Raw genomic sequence first — 19,162 nt, 5'->3', positions numbered from 1 at the left:
AGCTTCCAGGTGATCGATCAGTTCTTTTCGGGGTCCCCGGCCGGCTGCTTTGCAGACGGCTGGGGTGAGTATATCCACAGGAAGTCCGCTATCCCGGAGCGATCCTTAAGAGAAAGCTTCTCGGACGCCGGGGCCAAGGCAACCACCGCTATCTTGAAGTCAGGATGATTCTTGTGTAACTGATAGGGGATACCCAGATGGTGATCTGCATGGAAGCGTCCGCAGAAGAAGAGTATGCGGTGATCGAGCCAGGGCTCAAGTGAGGCGGCCATTACCGCGTCCTTGAGAACCTGTGCCTTGTAGAGAGCGTCAACGTTCATCTTCCCCATGGGGCCGCCGTGAGGCATCGCCTGCATGGTGGCGGAAAAACGCTCGTAGTATTCCTCGGAGTCCAGATGAAAAGTGTCAGGCATAAAGACGCTGTCTACTCCCATGACTTCATGTGAGACCTCTCCTGCCTGCGCCACCGCCGCTGCAGCGCGGCGCGGAACGTTGGCGGCAACGACAGAAATCTTATTCCCCTTGGCAAACTCCACGAGTGGCCGGTAGTCTGTCTGGTAGTTGGGCCAGGGACGGGAGGCCGCAAGGAAGGAATCCTCGGAGATGTCTCCGACCAGGTAGGCGTACAACACCTCTTCTACGTCGGCTTCAAACATCTCAAGTGCAAGCACCAGGTTTGAGTCTCTCCCGGCAAGGGCGGTAAGGATTGCAAGCTCCGCTTCATGTGCGGCTTTTGCGTCGTGCCGCTCGCCAACGAAGATTACGTTGTAGTCCATGAGCGCATCGGCAAGCTCGTTAAAGAACAGGGTATCTCCAGTTGCGGAGATGATGGTTATGTCCTCAGGCAAAGAGGGCTGCAGGAATAAAAGCGACAGCAGAACGATCACGAATTATTCTAGGCGGATTAAGGGCCTATGTCAATCCTCAGTGCATCGGGAGGATTTTCATGACCTCCTTACTTTCAACTTTCATCAGTAGTAGGTTCGCAGCTTAAGGGTCGCTGCCCGAACTTCGTTATTATAAAGCAGCTTGATCTGGACCTCGGTGCCGTCTGGGCCACGCATTATCTCGCGGATACCGCCAAGGCCAAGCTCGCGCGCCTTGAATCCATCAACCTCCAGGAGCTCCGAGCCAGGCTCTATCTGGGCCTCATCAGCGGGTGTGTAAGGAACGCTGCGGGTGACGATTATCCGACCGTCCTCGGAGAGCTCAAGTATCATCCCGCTCTTTGCGGTGCGGAAGGGCTCTTCAAACGAGGGGTTGGGCTTTATGGCCACACGCTCGCCTGCGTAGTCAAAGATGAGGTCGAAGCGACGCAGCACCTCGTTGCCTATGATGCCGTCGTATTCCTCGGAGGAAAGCACCCCTGACCGGGCATCCTCGGCAAAGCCAACCAAAGCATCTTCCATCAAATAAGGGCCTATTGAGACGTGTTTGACCCGGCCCACCAGGATTTTAACCGGGCCGCCGAAACCGTGGAGTTCCGATTCGAAGAGTCTGCGTCCCTTTTTGAGGCCCGTGCGTTTGATAAAAGGTTCAGAGCAATCGATAGACGATCCTGAACCGGTATCAAGTATGAACCGACCCCTTACATCCTCAACGCTTGCTTGCAAAACAGGAACACGGGAGCCGAATGAACAGGAAAGGAAGCTGTAGCCCGCAGGTGCGGCGAATCCTTCAGCCTCGTGGAAGGTCACGGTAGCGTCGGAGAAGCGGATCTCGGTTGCGAACCGGGAAAGACAATCGTAGCCGAGGATCAGAGCAACGGGCAGACCTGCGTATCGTGTCAGGAGTTCAGAGGGGCCCATCGCCACGATGACCTGACCGTAAAGCCCAAGCCCTTCGAGGTTTATCGAGTCAACCTGCACCAACGACATGCCGGCAAAGCCCCACACGCCGGTTGCTTTGAACTCACCGGCCGGTGCAAGGTGAAGCCTTTTTGCAAGACCCTCATCGATCACTGAAGCACCGGCACCCGAGTCCAGAAGGAAATCAAAGGGACCTTCTCCATTTATAAAGCCCTTGAGGTAGATGTGGTCGTTTAAGAACTCAAAGCCGATCGGGGCTGTCTTCTTGCCTGCGGCTATAACGTAGCCGTGGACAGGCCGCTCCTTGCGCAAGAAAAGCCGCTCGTCAACATACCCGTTGACCTTCACGGTGTGAACAAAAAAATCGAACCCCTGCTGCATCTGGGGGATCTGCATGCGAATGCGGTGCGGAACCATAAGCCCTTCGACCTCAGAGTAGTCTGAGTATTCCCGGATAGTGGTGAGTCCGCCTGAGGTAAGTTCGGTTTTGGCCAGAAGCCAGGTCTGCTCGTCTATCCAGAGCTTTGCAGGAACCCCGTCTTGCGGCAGCATCTGGAGCACGAGGAAGCTGCGGCCCAACTCACCCTCGCGGCCAAGGTAGCGCACCCTCAGGGTCGAGTCGGGGAACATGTAGCTCAGGCCGTCAATGAGTGCCTCGGTAAGTCCGGCTTTACGAGCCTCCTCATCCCCGATCGAAAGCACACCGTTGGCGTCTATCGTCCACTGATACTCCCCGTCAAAACACGAGGTCTGATCGAGCACCCCCATCTTTATGCGGTTGCGGGTCCGGTTCGGCGGAAGTATCCAGGTGGTGGATGTGCCTTTCAGTCCACCGGCCTCCACGCGCGCCTCGCGCACCACTGAGGCCAGATGAGAGATTACCGCAGAGCCGCCCATCGCCTTCATGTGTTTTGAAAGTATCTGATCCACCCTATAGGTCTGGGCTAGGGCACAAACAGCCCACAGGAAAGCTCCCACGCTAACAAACTTAACAAAACTTGAAAAACGCATAAGCCTCCTTAAATTTACCTAAAGATAACCAAACTTTGCCCCGTGTCAACTATTGACATCCCTTGCGGTTCACCTAGACTATCCAATCAAGGAGGTTTCGATGTTTAAGAAAGGTTGGATGGTTGCATGTGTGTTTGCCTTTCTGCTGCTGGCCGGGGTCTTCTGCGGCAGGGACGAGGTCGATTGGGGCGACAGAGCCTCCTATATCCTCACGACGGACACCGTCTCGGTAATCTACGTGCTCGACGATACGGGTGAGCTCGTAGCATCCATTACCCCACTTGAAGACAGCATGCAGGGAATATGGTCTCCCACCCTTATCGGAGCGAGCGAGAAGATTGCGTTCCTGAGTCGCCAAAAGCCGGACTATCCTCCCTACTTATATATAACGGATCGCAGCGGGAATGAGCTGACCCACTATGAGGTCCCAGCCCCTCAATGGCTTGACGGCTCACCCACCGCACCGGAGTTGGTATTTACCACATCCAGCCGTATATCCATCTTGAAGGCCGATGAAGAGAAAATCTCTACACTCTTTACCGACAGGAAGACCGAAAGCGAGGCGGTGGATAGCATCCTCTTCACCAAGGCTATGGCGCCTGCCTTTTCCCCGGATGGCGAGGTTATCGCGTTTATAAATCTGGGCACGTATGAAAAGGATACGCCAGCTGGCCCGATACCAGTGCCGCGCGCGGATATAGGCCTTGTGAACAGGGATGGAAGTGACTACCGGCTTCTTACCGGTTCCCTTAAAGACCCCCTCCCCATAGGGAGCTGGATCGATCTCTGCTGGTCGCACGACGGAAGATGGATCTTTGCGGTTAAAGAAAGCGAAGGCAAGATTGGAACCGTCTACGTCATACGCTACGATGAGACTCAGCCGGAGGTTCAGATCATCCCTATCTCCAAGGACTGGTTTAAAAGTTACTCCTACATAACCGCTTCTCCAACAGGTGACACCCTTCTCCTGGGCACTGCACCCCGTCACGCCGATCTTTACGTCTGGGAATTCAAGGAAGAGGCAGGAACTGTTATAACAGGAAGCGAGGTGGGAAGACTTACCGATGCAAAGGTTTATGCCGATCCTGACTGGGGTCCGGGAAGCAAGTGATCGTCACTGACTTGCGATATTAGGGGTTCTTGCAGCCTGCGGGCTGGTGGTGGCGAATTTTCTCTTGCTTTAAGATCGCAACCACTTACAATGAAGTTCAGGCTGATCTCTGAGACAGGTTGTGTTTGATCCAGATTAAGGAGCGAAGACCTTTGCCACTGCGTCTTTGACAGCCTCGGAGGTAACGGTTGCGCCGGAGACGGCGTCTACTGCTTTGACCTCCGCAGCGCTTGCAAGGCCTACAAACCGCTCAAGGAACTCTTTCTCGCGGCAGAGCGAGCCGATCCCGAAGGTTTCCTCAAAATCCTCCTTGGGTATCTCGATCTCGGCGATCTTGCCCTTCTCATCAAGCCTTACGATTACCTTGAACTCTCCCACGTAGCCGGATGCAGTCAAGATTCGTTCGGTAAGTTCAGATTTTTTGGAGGTTTTGCCAGGCAGGGAATCGGTGACCGAAGGCGAGGGCTCTGCTTCCCCCACCGCTCCTTCCACGAGGTAGCAGATGTAGCGCTCCACGCCTTGGCGAACCCCTGAGGTAATCGCGTTGGAGGAAACGGTTGCCGCTGTTATCGCATCTATCTTGCCGCCCTCCTTGGCAAGATAGAGATCGTCATGTTTAAGGCCCTTGAACTGGTTGCGGAACGTATCCTCCAGCACGCGAGCGCCAAGGCCAGGTGTTTCCTTGAGACCTTCAGCCGCAGAGGCGATGCGGATGGCGGATACAGTTGAGTCCACATGCAGACCGACCATGGTCTCTATCGGCCCGGCGTAGCCCTTAGGCGCAACGGTAAAGACGATGCCCACCTTTGTCTCCTTCTCATCGTAGGCGTGATAGATGATGCTGGTGTCGCCGTCGGATATCAAGGTGTCAGGCTCGAAACGTTCAGCCTCTGGTAAAAGCATGGCCAGAGCATCCTGGCGGGCGGCTTCCTTCTGGGCTACGATCACCGGCGCGGTAACACCGAACACCAATCCCAACAGACCGGCGGAGCCAAGCGCCACCCCCATAAGTACAAGAACCATCTTGACCTCAAGCCTCATTTTCGCTCCTTCTTTGCCGCACTCTCACCAAGGATGCGCGGCCTGGTGTAGCGGTCGATAAAGGGTGTTACAACGTTCATTAAAAGGATCGAGTAGCTTACCCCCTCAGGATAGCCTCCCCACAATCGGATGAGCACTGTCAATACCCCGCACCCTATGCCGAATATCCAAAGCCCCAAAGGAGTCACAGGTGTGGTGGCGTAATCCGTTGCCATGAACAGGGCGCCAAGCATGAGCCCGCCGGATAAAAGATGAAAGATAGGTGTGACCGGAGTCGCCTTAAACAGCCATGCGATGAGCGTCCCCAAAGCCACGGTGCCGAGGTAGGCAAGCGGGATGCGCCAGTCTATTACCCGGATAGCAATCAGTATTATCGCCGGGATAAGGAGTAAGAGCACCGAGGTCTCGCCAAGCACCCCGCCCACGTTTCCGAAGAAAAGGCTCTTGAGCATCGAGGGGTCGTTGAGTGCCGACTTGGTGGTTTCGGCGAGGGCGGAATCGCTGATGTCTTTGAGCTTCTGGACAACTCCCAGCGGAGTGGCCCCTGAGAAGACGTCTACCTGGATGCCGGAGGTAGTCCCTAATCCCTCCCTCAATATCCAGCCCGAGGTCATCTTGCCAGGCCAGGACGCCATGAGGAACGCGCGGCCGGCAAGGGCAGGGTTAAGGAAGTTGTGACCCAGGCCGCCGAACAAGGCTTTCACGATAATGATCGCGAACGCCGAGCCCACCACAGGCATCCACAAGGGCGCGGTAGGCGGCAGGTTATAGGCCAAAAGCATCCCGGTAATTATTGCCGAGCCGTCAAGACACGTTTCAAGCGGCCGCTTGAATGCAAGGTTTGCAAGGAACTCGGCAAGCACCGCGGTGGCGACAGAGACCAAAACCAGCCAGAGGGAGTAGAATCCGAAGAAGTGGATAGCGCCGCCAAGAGCCGGCAGCAGGGCAATAACCACGATGTACATGACCATCTTTACGTTGAACGGCGCCTTGAGATGCGGGGAAGGGGTGACCAGAAACTTTCGAGTATCCTTGACCTCAGAATTCATCTAGTCTCCTTTCGGATCCCGCAAGAATCTCGATAGGGGGTAGGGAAGGAGGCTGGTGTGTTACGGGGCGGGTCATTTGCGCTCCTTTTTGCGGCTGCGTTCGGCGAAGATAAGTGTCTTGCCGTACTTGATCCACTGCACCAGTCGGCGTCCGGACGGGCAAACGAATGCACATGAACCGCACTCCATGCAGTCCGCTATCCCCCAGCGCTCGGCCTCTTCCAGCTTTTCGTACTCTGCCATCCGGGCAATCTCGGCAGGCACAAGCTTCATCGGGCAGATGCCCACGCAGTGGCCGCAGCGCAGGCAGTTGACCTCTTCGGAGACCTTAAAAAGACTCCTGGAGCCATCCAAAAAGAGCATGCCTGATGTTCCCTTAATAATGGGAACCTCGAGGCTGGACTGAGCGATGCCCATCATCGGCCCGCCTGAGATGAACTTTGTTGCATCAGGCCGCAGCCCGCCGCAGTGAGAGATCACGTCCGCCGCGAGTGTGCCGATGCGAACAAGGAGATTCTTAGGTTCAGCGATCCCCGGTCCGGTGACCGTAACCACGCGCTCATACAGAGGCTTGCGCTTTGCCACCGCCTCATAAACCGCAAAGGCCGTGCCCGCGTTCTGGACAACCACGCCGACCATGAAGGGCAGCCCGCCGGCTGGAACCTCGCGCCCCAGGATCGCGGATATAAGCTGCTTCTCCGCGCCCTGCGGGTACTTGGTTCTTACAGTTAAGACCTCTGCCGCAGGCCAGACCTTTGACGCGGCCTCGGACACGATGCGGATAGCCTCCGGCTTGTTGTGCTCGATGGCGATACAGGCTCCCTCAAGTCCAAGCACCTTGGCAAGAATCCTTGCTCCATTGATGATCCCCTCCGGCTTCTCACGCATCAGCCGGTCGTCGGCTGTCAGAAACGGCTCGCACTCCGCACCGTTGATGATGAGGGTGTCGATTGCTGCGTCCTCGGGCGGGGTGATCTTGACCGACGTGGGGAATGCCGCACCTCCAAGTCCCACAATGCCTGCATCGCGGACTATCTCGCGTATCTCCTCAGGCGAAAGCTTCTCGATCTGGGCCTGGGTTCTAGGTTTGATTGCAGGGTCAAGCTCATCGGTCTCGCCCGCCTCGATGATTACAGCCTTTGTCGGCACAGGCAACACCGGATGCACCCAGTGCTCGATACCCTTCACCTTTCCGGCTATAGATGAGTGAACTGCAGCAGAGATCATCCCCACCGGTTCGGCGATAAGGGTGCCTGCTTTGACCTCGTCCCCTACAGCCACCACAGGCTTTGCAGGCGCTCCGGTGTGCTGGGAGAGTGGTATAACCACCTGCTTGGGCGGCGGCATGGTCTCGATTGGTTTTTCTTCGGCTAACTCTTTGAACTCAGGCGGGTGGATTCCACCGCGAAAGGTAATCATGATCGGCTGCTCCTTGCTAGCTTGCGCGACGCGATAAAAGTCCGGTGATTATAGCCCTACGGGATATTTTGTCAACTTTGCTCACCCCACGAAATTGCTTCACAATTTCGCGGGGACCCCGAAGAGCACTCCAACAAAACTATCGAGTTTTTCTGGGCAAGTGTAGAGCGGGCTCTTAGCCCGCTCAATGGGCTTGTATCCTTGACAAGCTACCGTTAAAAGGTATGATTTAAACCATGTTTTGGGAGTGGTTGTGAGTCCTTTCTGGACCACTGTAGCTATTGTTGCGTCCGCACTGACTTTGATAACGGCTACATGGTTTATCTTAGATAAAGTATTCGCTCTCCGCAAGTGGATACGGAACAGGCGGCTATTAACGAAAAAAGCGCCGGGTGAACCATCACCTTATCTCAACGGACTTACTAAACTGCTTCCAAGAGAAAAGAATATTCTTCTTAATGAAGCACTCAAGGCGCGAAAAAAATATAAGCACGAAACCGCCATAATGAAATTCAAACTCCTGCTCGGCCAAGCTACCGACGCCAGCGAGCGCTGCGCCATACTCAACTTGATTGGTTTAAGCCAAAAAACTATGGGGGCAACACGCGATGCGGAAAAGACCTTCCTTGAGATGATTGAAATCGCAAAGCAAGCCAAACTTGACGAACCCCTTGCCGCCGCCCTCGGCAACATCGGCCTTGTCTACCAAACCCTTGGCGAGCCGCACAAGGCGCTTGAGTATCACCAGAAGGCTCTCGAGATAGACGAGAGGATAGGCAGCCTCGAAGGCCAGGCTCAAGACCTCGGCAACATCGGGCTTGTCTACCGCACCTTAGGCGAACCAAAGAAGGCGCTTGAGTATTACGAGCAGATTTTGAAGGTACACGAAAAGATCGGCGATCTCGAAGGGAAAGCTAAAGACCTCGGCAACATCGGGATCGTCTACCAAACCTTGGGCGAGCCTCAGAAGGCGCTTGAGTATCATGAGCGGGCGCTAAAGATAGATGAGAAGATTGGCAGACTTGAAGGTCAGGCTCAAGACCTCGGGAACATCGGGAATGTTTACGATGATTTAGACGAGCCGCACAAGGCGCTTGGGTATCACGAGAAGGCGCTGAAGATAGCGGAACAGGTAGACAATTTAAAAACTCAGGCCAGTATCCTCGGCAACATCGGGCTTGTCTACCAAACCCTTGGCGAGCCGCGCAAGGCGCTTGGGTATTATCAGAAGTCGTTAGAGATAGCAAAGAGGATAGGAAACCCTGAAGTGCAAGCCAATCAACTCGGCAACATCGGGATTGTCTACCGCACCTTAGGCGAGCCTCGCAAGGCGCTTGAGTATCACGAGAAGGCGCTCGAGATAGACGAGAAGATAGGCAGACTCGAAGGTCAGGCCGCAGACCTCGGCAACATCGGGAACGTCTACGGCGACTTGGGAGACCACAAACAAGCTCTTGACTATCTTCAGCGTGCGCGTGAGATTTTTGTAAAGATTGGGGCAAAGCTTGAAATCGAAAAGGCCGACCAAAACATTGCACGTGCCAAACGCAATCTGGCCGAGCAGAGGCAGGAAGGGCAATAGTCCTTTAACTGTCGTTGCGAGGAGTAACGCTAGAAGCGTTACGACGAAGCAATCTCATGGCAGTAAGATGTATCTGTGAGGAAAGCGGATGGCAATTTCAGGACTGTGCTTTGAGATTGCTCCCTTCGTTCGCCCTTCGGAGCTTCGCTCGCTCCGGTCGCTCGCAACGACGGTAAAGCTTCCGCTTGATATTAGGTGAAGTACATCTCTGGGAAAGAATACCCCTCCCTTGACGGGACAGCCCCAAGCTGGTAGGGGGAGGGTGTAAAGCATATAAAATCACCCCCACCTCAATCCTCCCCACTAGACGGTAGTGCCTACGCCGTCAAGGAAGAGGTGGATGCAGGGGGCACACCAACCATAATTCCCCCTCCCTGGTGGAGGGGGTCGGCACGAAGTGCCGGAGGGAGGGGAAAGCGGTAATCCCCCCGATCTGGGGCCACTCCCCTTATAAAGGGGGAACAAAGGGGGATTCCTTTGATCACCTCCCCCTCGACGGGGGAGGGTAGGGTGGGGGTGTTCACCCTCCCCTTTAATCCCCTCCCGTCAAGGGAGGGGTACGGTTTGGAGTGCAACAAGCGCCTGCATCAACCAATATCCCTCCCCTTGCGGGACAGCGTCTCGGACGGCGAGACAAGTGCCCCCGCCTGCACTACCGTCTAGTGTCGGGCAGGGAACAAAAGGGAGGGGGATAACCCAAGGGCTTTGCAAATGCAATGTTCCCCCTCCTCGGTGGAGGGGGTAAGGGGGCGGGGAAAGTGGTAGCTATCAAATTAATTCAAATTATTCAGCAAACGCAATCCTTCGGTTCAAAGTGCAAAATTCACCCAAAATCACCAGAAATCACCCTCAAATGACCCACTTTTGTCCATCTTTTGACCATCTTTTGTCCAGCTTTTGGGTAGCTTTTGACCAGCTTTTTTTGTGCCGAACGGCACTCAAATCTGACCGGGGCGGATTTAAATTCTAAGGGGTTTGCAGATTTTTAAGCGCCGCAAGATCGAGTCTTAGCGCCTCGCGCTCACCGTAACGCTCGCGGATGGGGTCGAGGGTTTTCTTATAAGTTCTTTCGTTCCAATCCCTTGCGAAGCGGTCGGCGTTGGCCATCGAGCCTGCATAGAAGCGCTGCCAGAGAAATGTGTAGACCAGCAAGGCGTCCACATAGCGCTGCTTGAGGATGGCGTTGATTATAAGGTACGTATCCCCCGCGTTGACCGCAAGAGCCCAGAGACCAAATAAGGGCCTTCCCGCGTAGGCCTCGCCCAGACCGGGAAGTATGGATAGGAGTCGGGCGGTCCTGGGATTCTTGAGCCTGAGATTTTTCAGATCCTCCACCAGCATTGCAAGAGAATCCTCGCCCGCCTTGCGGAACTCGGATGCCGATCTGGTAAACTCCTTTGCCTCAAGATACGCCCAGCCGCGAAGACGGTAGGCTGATGCGCCGAATACCGCACAGGTTGCCGAATCCACCGCCCTTGCTGCAAGGTAGGGGTTGCCTTCCTCGATCAGGAGAACCGCTCGAACCATCCGCACCATCGGGCCTTCGAGCGAGTAGAGGATGGCGTCGGCCTCGTTCTTTTCATTATTTCGATATAAAGCAAGAGCCAGCTTTATATTCACAAAGTGAGTGTCTATGATCTCAAAAGATTCGGGGTCCCCGCGGCGTTGCGAAGCAACGGCGTGGGGTGAAAAGTATAATAACCGTTTATATTCCAGCGCTGCCGCGTCGAAGGAGCCGTAAGCGTAGAGGCTGTCGGCAAGTCGTTCTATATTCGTAAGATCCGGCTCATGCGTGGTCGCAAAAAATGGGAGGAGGGCGAGGAGGGCGTTCACGGACGCTTCAGCTCTGGTTCCAGATCGAAGCGGTTAAGAAGATTGCGCAATTGCTCTTGACGCTTGCGTCCAGCATCGTCGTTGTAGTCGAGTGCTGCGTTGGCCGCTCCGTAGATGTTTGCGAGCCAGAAGAGCCCGCCAAGCGATGCGGTGACCGCACCCTTTACGGTGTTGGCTGCCGATGTGTCCGGCGAGAGGAGGAAGTAGTAAGCGGCGGCCCCTCCAAAAAGGGCGGTAACCGAGAACGACTGCCATGCGTCGCCCAAACGGCCGCAGTATGCCTGACCCGCGCCGGGCAGGATGGTCGAGAGTCCTGCGGATAAAAACGGACTACGATGCTTAAAAGGGGTGTTGATAAGCGCGATGGTTGAATCCCGCAGGCCGTTGCCATCAAGCACAGAGAGGTAACGAGTGGCCGAGGCCGTATCACCTGAAAACACCAGAGCAAAGGATCGATATAGGGTTGAGTGGTATGCAAAATCCGTGCCCTCAAGTGATGATGCCAGCTCGTTTACCCGATCGAAGTGATCCTGCGCAAACTCGGCACGCAAGAGACCGTAGGTGAAACGTTCTCGATCATCAGAAAGGTTGTCTATTCCAAAGGAGTAGAGGCTTGCGGCGCGCTGCGGTTCGTCTGCCTTAAGGAGCGCCTCTCCCGCCCGCAGAAGGGCGTAAGATGCCCATGAACTGTCGGTTAGCTCAAGGAAGCCGATTCGCTCATACTCAAGGGCGGCGCGGCTCCAATCGCCGGTGGAGTAAAGATAGTCGGCGAAGTCAATAGGTGCCTGGGCAAAGAGAAGGGATACGAGCAGGCTAATCACCCTCCCCCTCCTCGGTTATAACTACAGATGAGGTATCTGCTTTCTTCTTTTGCCTTTTTAGTCTGGCAGGAAGGTAATGGTTTGAGGGCGGGTCGGATAACCTTTCTGACCTCAACTCCGCATAGTATGTATGAAGATGCCGCCAAGCCCCGGGGTTGCAGCGCTCGAGCCGATCAAAGGTCATGAGCGTCCCCCAGAGGGGACCGTAGAGTCGATAAGACTGCCTGCTGAAAGCAGAACACGTGGGCAAGAAGTTGCATATATGCCCGCCCTGAAGTGGTGAGATGAGTTTCTGATACACATGCAGGGCAAGATCGGCCCCAACCGAAAGAGGGTTGGCAGGACGGGCGGCAAGCCCGGCGCAAATCCCAAGGATGAATAAGATTACGAAAACCCGTCTCATCCTGCTATCCTAAGGGTATGAGACCCCTTGTCAAGTCCGAACCTCTTGACAAGAACTTAATATCGCTTAACCTTCTTCAAAGGAGGTAAGACATGGGAAGTTTCTTGATCACGTTGCTGCTCCTTGGCGGAGCAAAAGGCGAAGGGATGGCATTTCAGGCGCAGCTGTAGTACGAGCCAACGCTTATGGGAAAAGATTTATTGCTGGGTGAGCCGCAGGTTCTTTTATTTCCTTACTCAGGCTATTATTTCAACAACAGAATTTCGGGGAAATGCGGGATCAGGTTTGCCAGCGGTTGGGAAACTAGGCTAGTGGGAGGACTTGCCCTATCTTATATGTTCGATGGCAACGCCCCCTTTTCTGTTCACGATTGGGAGCCGTCATGGCAGTTCTGCGAATGGAAATCTTACGAGTTTTCCGGCGGAGCCGAGATTGGTAAATTGCTTAGATTCAGAACAGGCAAGGGTGATATCTTTCTTGGGGCAGAAGGCGTGTGGGGACGCTACGATCTTGAGGGAATTTTTTTAAATTACTCTGCTACCAATGCCGAAGACTATTTCAATACAGCGTTGGCATCTGCTAACGGTATAGGGTGGCAAGGTCATGCAGGCATCTCCTATCCTATCATGAATCTCAACAATCGTCTCACGCTTAACTTCATCGGGTTGCTTAAAACTGGTAGAATTTTCCTCACTCCTACTGAGCTTCCAGAAGGTGGATTTTGGGGAAGCTGGAGCTATCCTGAGGGTGAGGTTGCACTTCCCCGCTGGGGGGTATCGGCAGGGCTAACCCTGGCCTTCGATTCCAGAGTACAGAAAGATACAGCCGTTCTTATTGATGCCACAATAAAACCTGTTCCCATAAGGGGAGGCTGTCTTTGGGGGGTGATTGACACCACTCGTTTCTGCCTGGGAGGATGCTGTGTGACCGGTGGAAGCTTGCGAACCGCTCAGGCGACTACCGCATTTCTGCTAGGTCCCGGAATAGGCATACCATTTGGCCTGTTTGGGGCTATGATGATGTACGACAATCCTGCATCCTGGGAGATAATACCTCTGGCTATTGGCTGCTACATATGGTCTCCGGTAGGATCGTACATTGGAACCATGGCGGGTGGCAGAATGTTCAATCCTGGTGGCAGCTGGAATTACACCCTGATTGGAACGTTTCTCGGACAAGTAGCTAACCTTTTCCTTGTCGAGGGTTACCGGATAGCGGTCGGGGCTAATCCGTGGCGGGGTGACGCTGACCTCTCATCCATGATCCGGGGTCCCAAAAAAGGCACTTACGCAGTGATTTCAATTGCCTCTGTTTTGCCGACTTTGGGTGCACTCATCGGCTACGACATAAGTATCAAGCATGCCGATCTTATGGAAGTCGAATCCGAGGACATGGGCTATCATCGCACCTGGGACGAAATATGTAAGGAAAGCATTGCCTGTGAGTGGAATTCCCGCACCGACCCCCAAGTTAAACTCCCCATTATAAAGAGGAGTTTCTGATAATCATGCAGGATAGTCTCACTAAAATCCTAACGCGACTTTTTGTTCTCGTCGTGCTAAGCGTGATAGTGGGTTGTGTTGCGCCCGTCCGGCATCGTCTTTGCCGATCCAGTAGGCATGCCCCAGCCTGTCGGGACGAAGGCTGCATAGGCAACGCCCCCTCTGCAACTCGAAAGAAGCTAAGTGGCCGCCTCTGTTCTTCGCTCTAGCTCGTGATAGTTCCTACTTGATGCGTATCATCTTCTCGGCTGCGTGGATGCCGGCGGCTGAGAGGCGGCAGAAGTAGAGACCGGCTGGAGCATCGCCGCCGTCCCAGCGAACGGTGTAGGTTCCGGCTGGCTTTTGCTCATCAACCAGGGTGATAAACCGCTCGCCGGTGACCGAATAGACGCTCAGATTAACCTTGGAAGCCTGGGGCAACTGGTAGCGAATCTCGAAGAGGCCTGAAGGAGCAGAAGTTACCTCAAGCAGCCTCACAGGCTCAAGCGATCCGTGGCCCTCGATAACCCCTACTATGGTATCTTGAATCTCGTGAACCTCTGTCTCCTCGGCCACAAGCCACTCGCCTTCGTAGAGATAGAGATCGAGGTCAAAGAATACAAAACCACCTTCTTGCATCTCTACTTGGATGGTCTCAGGCACTACAAGCTTGATAGCGAACGAGTCTTTTGGCGGCACAGTAAAGGGGACTAGGGTAGGACCGACCCATCCCTCCCAATCGAAGAGAGAATCCGGAGGGATATAGGTAGGGTGCCGCACGTACTGGAAGTTCTTTACCGTTATGGCCTGAACGGAATCGTCGTTGTAGAACCAGTAGGTAGCGTTGCCCTCAGGATCTCTGTAACCCACTGCAAATCCGTGGTTGGGCGCATCTGCATCCGTGGAGTCTTGTTCCTCAAAGGTCCAACGGAAGTTCTCAAACCGGACTGTGTTCCATTTATTAAGGGTAAACTTCGCAGTGATCGTCACCCAGGTGCAGTGAGGTATCCTCGCTCCAGAGCATTCGACGTCTATTGCATGGGTCTTGCCGTCGCCCTTTCCATGATCCCAGGGGGTTTCATTCTGGTCAGGGAAGCCGTCCTGAGTGATCGTCCAGTCTTCGATCCAGACCCAGCCCTCCTTCTGATAGACGGTAAAGTGCAGATCGGTCGCCTCTCTTTGGGTATTGTTGTGTATCTTTACGGCGGCACTCGCCGTGACCGATGCATACACGCCTGTTACCACTATAAGCACAGCCAGCACTGCAAAGAGACCTTTACGTCCCATTTTCTCCTCCTTGGCCGTAATCGGCCGATTGGTTTTTAGCCGGGTTTTGTTCGCTGTTGCGTCTCCTCCTGCCACGGGCAGATTTCAGGGTTCCCCTGCGGGGATTAGCCAACCGCAGAGCCTCCTTCGACCTCTCAGCCCCTGACAACTAAACCATACTGGATTTTGATGATTTGTCAAGTTTACTTATTATGGTTAGCTTTAGGTTCGCCTTCCCCTTGACAGAGGAGGATTAAGGAGGGGGTGATTTCCCTGCGATCCTTCCACCCCTGGCGAAAAGGAGCATATCACGGTTGACATCCCATTCCTTTCGGATAAGCTCTCCAAAATTGAACCCCTGCGAAAGGAGCGCTATGGCTGTTTTATTCACCGGTAAGAACTTGACCGTTGAACACATCGAGCGCATCGCGCGCGAGGGTGAAAAGGTTGAAGTCGCGCCCGAGGCATGGAAGCGTGTCAAACGCTGCCGCGCTATGTGCGAGGAGAAGATCGCTGCCCGCGAGATAATGTATGGGGTCACCACAGGCATAGGCGAGTTTTCAGAGGTGGTACTCACACCCCAGCAGACCCAGCAATACCAGAGATATCTGATCTATTCACACGCGGCAGGGATCGGCGAGCCTTTACCCGAGGACGTGGTGCGCGCATCCATCGCCACCCGCATCAACGTATTGTGCAACGGTCTCTCCGGCTGCAGAGCGGTGATCGTTGAAACGTTGGTTGCCATGCTCAATCGTGGCGTGCATCCGGTGATGTGCAAGCGCGGTTCGGTTGGCGCCTCGGGTGATTTATCACCCATGGGTCAGATGGCCCTGGTGCTGATGGGTGAGGGCGAGGCGTTCTACAAAGGTGAGAGACTTCCGGGAGCCGAAGCGATGAAGCGCGCAGGCATACCGATTATTCAATACGAGGCCCGCGACGGCCTGGCGACCATCAACGGCTCAAACGTGATCAACGGCTACGGCTGCCTCATGATCCCTGAGACCATGCGCTGGCTCAAGATGCACGATGTGGCCGCGGCCATGACCATGGAGGCCCTCAACATCAACACCAGTTGCCTGGATGAGCGGCTTCATACCGCGCGCGGATTCCCGGGTGCGGTAACCTGTGCGGCGAATATCCGTCTGATCATGGAAGGCTCAAAGCTCCTGGAGCGGCCCGGCAAGCGGGTGCAGGACGCCTACAGCCTGCGTTCCACCCCTCAGGTGGCGGGTGCGGCGCGTGACTCGTGGCGCTTCGCACGCGAGATGACCGAGATCGAGCTCAACGGCGTTGGGGACAATCCACTGTTCTTCCCCGACGACAAGGAAGTGGTGACCGGTGCAAACTTCCAGGGCACACCCATCGCCTTCGGCCTGGAGGCGTTGGGATTGGCAATCTCCACGGTCTCGGTGCTTTCCGAGCGCCGCCTGAACAGGCTCATGAACCCCGCACTCTCGGCCGGTCTGCCCGGATTCCTGACCAAGGGCGGCGGCATGTTCTCAGGGCTCATGCTTTCCCAGTACACCGCGTGTCAGCTGGTGAACGAGCAGCGGGTGCTTTCACATCCCGCGGCCAACGGCTCTATCCCAGCCGCTGCAGACCAGGAGGACTTCGTATCCATGGGCATGACTACCGCCATCAAGACCCGCCAGATTCTGGATAACGCCTACGGTGTTCTGGGGATCGAACTGATCGCAGCGGCGCAGGCGTTCGACTTCCGCGACGCCGAGCCATCTCCTGCTTCCAAGGCGGCATATGACGTTGTCCGAAAGTACGTGGAGCATCTGGACGAGGACAGGCCATTATATGACGACAACACCAGGATGGCCGAGGTTGTCCGCTCCGCCGAGATCCTCGAGGCGGTGGAGAAGGTGGTTGGACCGCTGGACTAACTAAATCCGCAGATTACACAGATTTCGCAGATTAAAATAGGCCGCCCACGGCGGCCCTTCAATTTGCATTTTAAAATTTGAAATTTGACTTTTGCAATCTTGCCCCGAAGAGGGCAAGCGTTATTCCACTTTTACTATCTTCACCACCGTGTGCTCACCGTTCCTTGCGAAGTAAGTGCCGGTGGGTAGGTTGGAGATGTAAACGCGGTCGTCTGAGATTGCGCCCTCGATCACCCGCCCAGAAGCATCCACAAGCTCGGTTGCTCCTGCCACATTCACGTATGGTCCTGAACTGATTAGGCTCGGCGTGTTGCCTCTTGGCTCGTTATCACTCATCGGCGGTTCCGCAACGGCGTTGGTGCTGGTATCCGGCAGGAAGATGAGGGCCTGAAGGTAGGCATCTCTGCAAGTAGCAGTATAATTGTGGGCGATATAATGATGAGCAAGTCGCAGAGAGACGGCGTGCTCCCCAGGATCAAGCAGATAGCTATAAACCATAGTAAACGATACTGGCCCGCCGAAACCATCAGTTTGGACGTTTGTCTGAGGTGGCAAACGGTTCTCATCCATCTCCAACCATAGACTCGCTATCTTAGCCTGTCCACCTGCAGTAAGCATAACATGGCAAGCGGAGTCAACGGAAAACGACACCTCAACTACACTTAGAGTATCTTCTTTATCCATGGGGATAGAAATCCAACCCTCTTGATAGGCTTCAAACAGGACAGGAGCCGCACTCAGGACACCTGCTAACATAAGAAGCAGCATCGCTGACAACAAAACTTTCTTCATCTTGGACCTCCTTGATGTTATTTGGTGATTTAGTATAGAGAATCTTTAAGGGATGTCAAACGGCTCGCTCACCGCTCACAGCCGACAGCGGTCAGCCGTGAGCCGTCAGCTTACTGTACTTTTACTATCTTTACAACTGTCCTATCTCCGTTCCTTGCGAAGTAGGTGCCTGTGGGTAGGTTGGAGATGTAGACCTTGTCGTCGGAGATTGCGTCTTCGATTACTCTCCCTGTTGCGTCAACCAACTCCGTGGCTCCGGCTACGTTCACGTAAGGGCCTCTGCTTATCAGGCTCGGCGTAGTAACCCCTGGCTCGGCGTCGCTCACCGGCTGCTCTGCAACGGCACCCGGTTCATCCGGCAAAAAGATGAGCGCCTGTAGATAGGCCTCGTAACAATCAGCTAGCCAGTTAAGCTTAAAATTAGTTAGTTGAAGGTAAGTATTGTGATTTCCGGGCGCAAGGGGGTAGGTATAATTAAGATGGATTCCACAGGCATCATATCCACTTAGTGATGTTTCGGGAAACAGGTTGGTGCCATCCGCTTGTAGAAATATTTTTGCCGAACGTGATACCACTCCCCCCGTAAATAACACGTAGCATGAACTGTCCACAGAGAATGAGAGTTCCAACACTGTAACCGTATCAACTTTATCAGGGAGGGTCGTAATCCAACCTTCCCAATATACCTCAACCAGCACGGGCGCGGCGGAAAGGGGGGCGGCCACAAGCAGTGCAATGGCCGCCAATACCCAAAAAACGGGCACAGGTAAAAGCTTCTTCATAATACTTCCTCCTTTTATACTCCTATTATCACCTCGAATCCAACTTTGTCAAGTCCTTTTTTCATTCCCATCCAATCTCGCCCAACTCGCCTTTCGACTTGCCATAAACCCTGCCGTTCTTCAGAAACGCCGCATAATCGGCTATCTCAGATTCGTAAAGCTCTCTATCAAGATGCCTTATCTCATCAAAACCATCATTTTCTATGCCACTAAAGAAAACCAAACTGCTAACCCCAGGCATAGTTGTTTGCATTGAAGGACCGAAAGGTTCGTCAGGCACTATGCTCAACTCCAGCCTTCCCCCAAGATAGACTTTCATCGTAAGCCAGTATTCGTAAGCAGGATCAGGGAAGGCCATAGGGTTCCATCCTCCAATCATCAGGGTATTGATTTGGATAAGATACCATTTTTCAGCATCCAAAGGGGTTGTGCCGGATTGAGATAGTTGGCCAAAGAGCGTGCCTTCGAGCACCCCGGTTTCCGTAACGCTTAAAGTGAATGCGTTTTGAGCATAAGAAAAAAGGGGACGCGCGGTCCTTGAATCTGCGCAGTACCACAGGAACTGGAAACTGCGGTAACCTATAGGCTCAGCGCCAATAAGCTGCAAAGGTTCGAACTCCGTAAGAACCCTCAGTGCCGGGCGGTTGAAGAACCCGGAGGGGTACCGCTGACCGCTGTCAGCTGACAGCCGTGAGCCGTTAGCTTACTGCACCTTGACGATCTTTACTATCGTCCTATCTTCGTTCCTTGCGAAGTAGGTGCCTGTGGGTAGGTTGGAGATGTAGACCTTGTCGTCGGAGATTGCGTCTTCGATTACTCTCCCTGTTGCGTCAACCAACTCCGTGGCTCCGGCTACGTTCACGTAAGG

The 19,162-nt window shown here is 54.3% G+C and carries 16 protein-coding genes; 4 read left to right on the top strand and 12 right to left on the bottom strand.

Features of this window, described 5'->3' with window-relative positions; all coding sequences use genetic code 11:
* Positions 1-17: 17 nt before the first annotated feature.
* Together CEE36_09700 and CEE36_09695 are read right to left on the bottom strand one after the other, a co-directional pair.
* Complete coding sequence (locus tag CEE36_09700) at positions 18-887, bottom strand: hypothetical protein (protein TKJ40199.1); 870 nt, start codon at positions 885-887, stop codon at positions 18-20.
* A gap of 84 nt (positions 888-971) precedes the next feature.
* Positions 972-2,819 carry a hypothetical protein gene (locus tag CEE36_09695; GenBank protein TKJ40198.1) on the bottom strand — a complete coding sequence of 616 codons (1,848 nt, stop codon included), beginning with the start codon at positions 2,817-2,819 and terminating at the stop codon, positions 972-974.
* 100 nt (positions 2,820-2,919) lie between these two features.
* Here CEE36_09695 and CEE36_09690 point away from each other — a divergent pair, with 100 nt between their 5' ends.
* Positions 2,920-3,930, top strand: coding sequence for a hypothetical protein (locus tag CEE36_09690; protein ID TKJ40197.1), 1,011 nt, complete (start codon positions 2,920-2,922; stop codon positions 3,928-3,930).
* A gap of 135 nt (positions 3,931-4,065) precedes the next feature.
* Here the strand turns inward: CEE36_09690 and CEE36_09685 are convergent, their stop codons facing one another.
* From CEE36_09685 to CEE36_09675, 3 genes are all read right to left on the bottom strand, one after another.
* The gene (locus CEE36_09685) at positions 4,066-4,971 is read right to left on the bottom strand and encodes a hypothetical protein (GenBank protein TKJ40196.1); all 906 of its coding nucleotides are present in this window, start codon (positions 4,969-4,971) and stop codon (positions 4,066-4,068) included.
* Complete coding sequence (locus tag CEE36_09680) at positions 4,968-6,020, bottom strand: hypothetical protein (GenBank protein TKJ40195.1); 1,053 nt, start codon at positions 6,018-6,020, stop codon at positions 4,968-4,970. The genes CEE36_09685 and CEE36_09680 overlap by 4 nt, the downstream gene beginning before the upstream one ends.
* 72 nt (positions 6,021-6,092) lie before the next feature.
* Entirely contained in the window at positions 6,093-7,439 is a 1,347-nt protein-coding gene (locus CEE36_09675) for an electron transport complex subunit RsxC (protein TKJ40194.1), read from the bottom strand.
* 253 nt (positions 7,440-7,692) lie between these two features.
* Between CEE36_09675 and CEE36_09670 the strand changes: the two genes are divergently transcribed.
* Positions 7,693-9,021: a hypothetical protein gene (locus tag CEE36_09670; protein TKJ40193.1), complete on the top strand. Its 1,329-nt coding sequence runs from the start codon at positions 7,693-7,695 to the stop codon at positions 9,019-9,021.
* A 966-nt stretch (positions 9,022-9,987) separates the two neighbouring features.
* Here CEE36_09670 and CEE36_09665 read toward each other — a convergent pair.
* The 3 genes from CEE36_09665 to CEE36_09655 are packed head-to-tail and all read right to left on the bottom strand — an operon-like array spanning position 9,988 to position 12,078.
* Positions 9,988-10,854 (bottom strand): hypothetical protein, encoded by an 867-nt coding sequence (locus CEE36_09665; GenBank protein TKJ40192.1) that lies wholly within the window; start codon positions 10,852-10,854, stop codon positions 9,988-9,990.
* On the bottom strand, positions 10,851-11,675 hold the full coding sequence (locus tag CEE36_09660) for a hypothetical protein (protein ID TKJ40191.1): 825 nt from the start codon (positions 11,673-11,675) through the stop codon (positions 10,851-10,853). The genes CEE36_09665 and CEE36_09660 overlap by 4 nt, the downstream gene beginning before the upstream one ends.
* Positions 11,668-12,078: a hypothetical protein gene (locus tag CEE36_09655; protein ID TKJ40190.1), complete on the bottom strand. Its 411-nt coding sequence runs from the start codon at positions 12,076-12,078 to the stop codon at positions 11,668-11,670. Before CEE36_09655 ends, CEE36_09660 begins: the two co-directional genes overlap by 8 nt.
* A 335-nt stretch (positions 12,079-12,413) precedes the next feature.
* Between CEE36_09655 and CEE36_09650 the strand changes: the two genes are divergently transcribed.
* On the top strand, positions 12,414-13,580 hold the full coding sequence (locus CEE36_09650) for a hypothetical protein (protein TKJ40189.1): 1,167 nt from the start codon (positions 12,414-12,416) through the stop codon (positions 13,578-13,580).
* Positions 13,581-13,802: 222 nt separating this feature from the next.
* Here the strand turns inward: CEE36_09650 and CEE36_09645 are convergent, their stop codons facing one another.
* Positions 13,803-14,846 carry a hypothetical protein gene (locus CEE36_09645; protein TKJ40188.1) on the bottom strand — a complete coding sequence of 348 codons (1,044 nt, stop codon included), beginning with the start codon at positions 14,844-14,846 and terminating at the stop codon, positions 13,803-13,805.
* A 353-nt stretch (positions 14,847-15,199) separates the two neighbouring features.
* Here CEE36_09645 and CEE36_09640 point away from each other — a divergent pair, with 353 nt between their 5' ends.
* Complete coding sequence (locus CEE36_09640) at positions 15,200-16,720, top strand: phenylalanine ammonia-lyase (GenBank protein TKJ40187.1); 1,521 nt, start codon at positions 15,200-15,202, stop codon at positions 16,718-16,720.
* A 120-nt stretch (positions 16,721-16,840) separates the two neighbouring features.
* Here CEE36_09640 and CEE36_09635 read toward each other — a convergent pair whose 3' ends face one another.
* The 3 genes from CEE36_09635 to CEE36_09625 all read right to left on the bottom strand — a co-directional run bounded on the left by CEE36_09635 (position 16,841) and on the right by CEE36_09625 (position 18,901).
* Entirely contained in the window at positions 16,841-17,512 is a 672-nt protein-coding gene (locus CEE36_09635) for a hypothetical protein (protein ID TKJ40186.1), read from the bottom strand.
* A gap of 110 nt (positions 17,513-17,622) precedes the next feature.
* A complete protein-coding gene (locus CEE36_09630) occupies positions 17,623-18,294 on the bottom strand; it encodes a hypothetical protein (GenBank protein ID TKJ40185.1) in 672 nt (223 codons plus the stop codon).
* Between the two features lie 61 nt (positions 18,295-18,355).
* Positions 18,356-18,901: a hypothetical protein gene (locus CEE36_09625; GenBank protein TKJ40184.1), complete on the bottom strand. Its 546-nt coding sequence runs from the start codon at positions 18,899-18,901 to the stop codon at positions 18,356-18,358.
* Positions 18,902-19,162: the final 261 nt, after the last annotated feature.

Source organism: candidate division TA06 bacterium B3_TA06, assembly GCA_005223075.1.
Classification (GTDB): Bacteria; Hydrothermota; Tepidihabitantia; order B3-TA06; family B3-TA06; genus B3-TA06.
The sequence above is the reverse complement of the archived record's forward strand: the minus strand, read 5'-3'. Positions and strand labels throughout refer to the sequence as shown.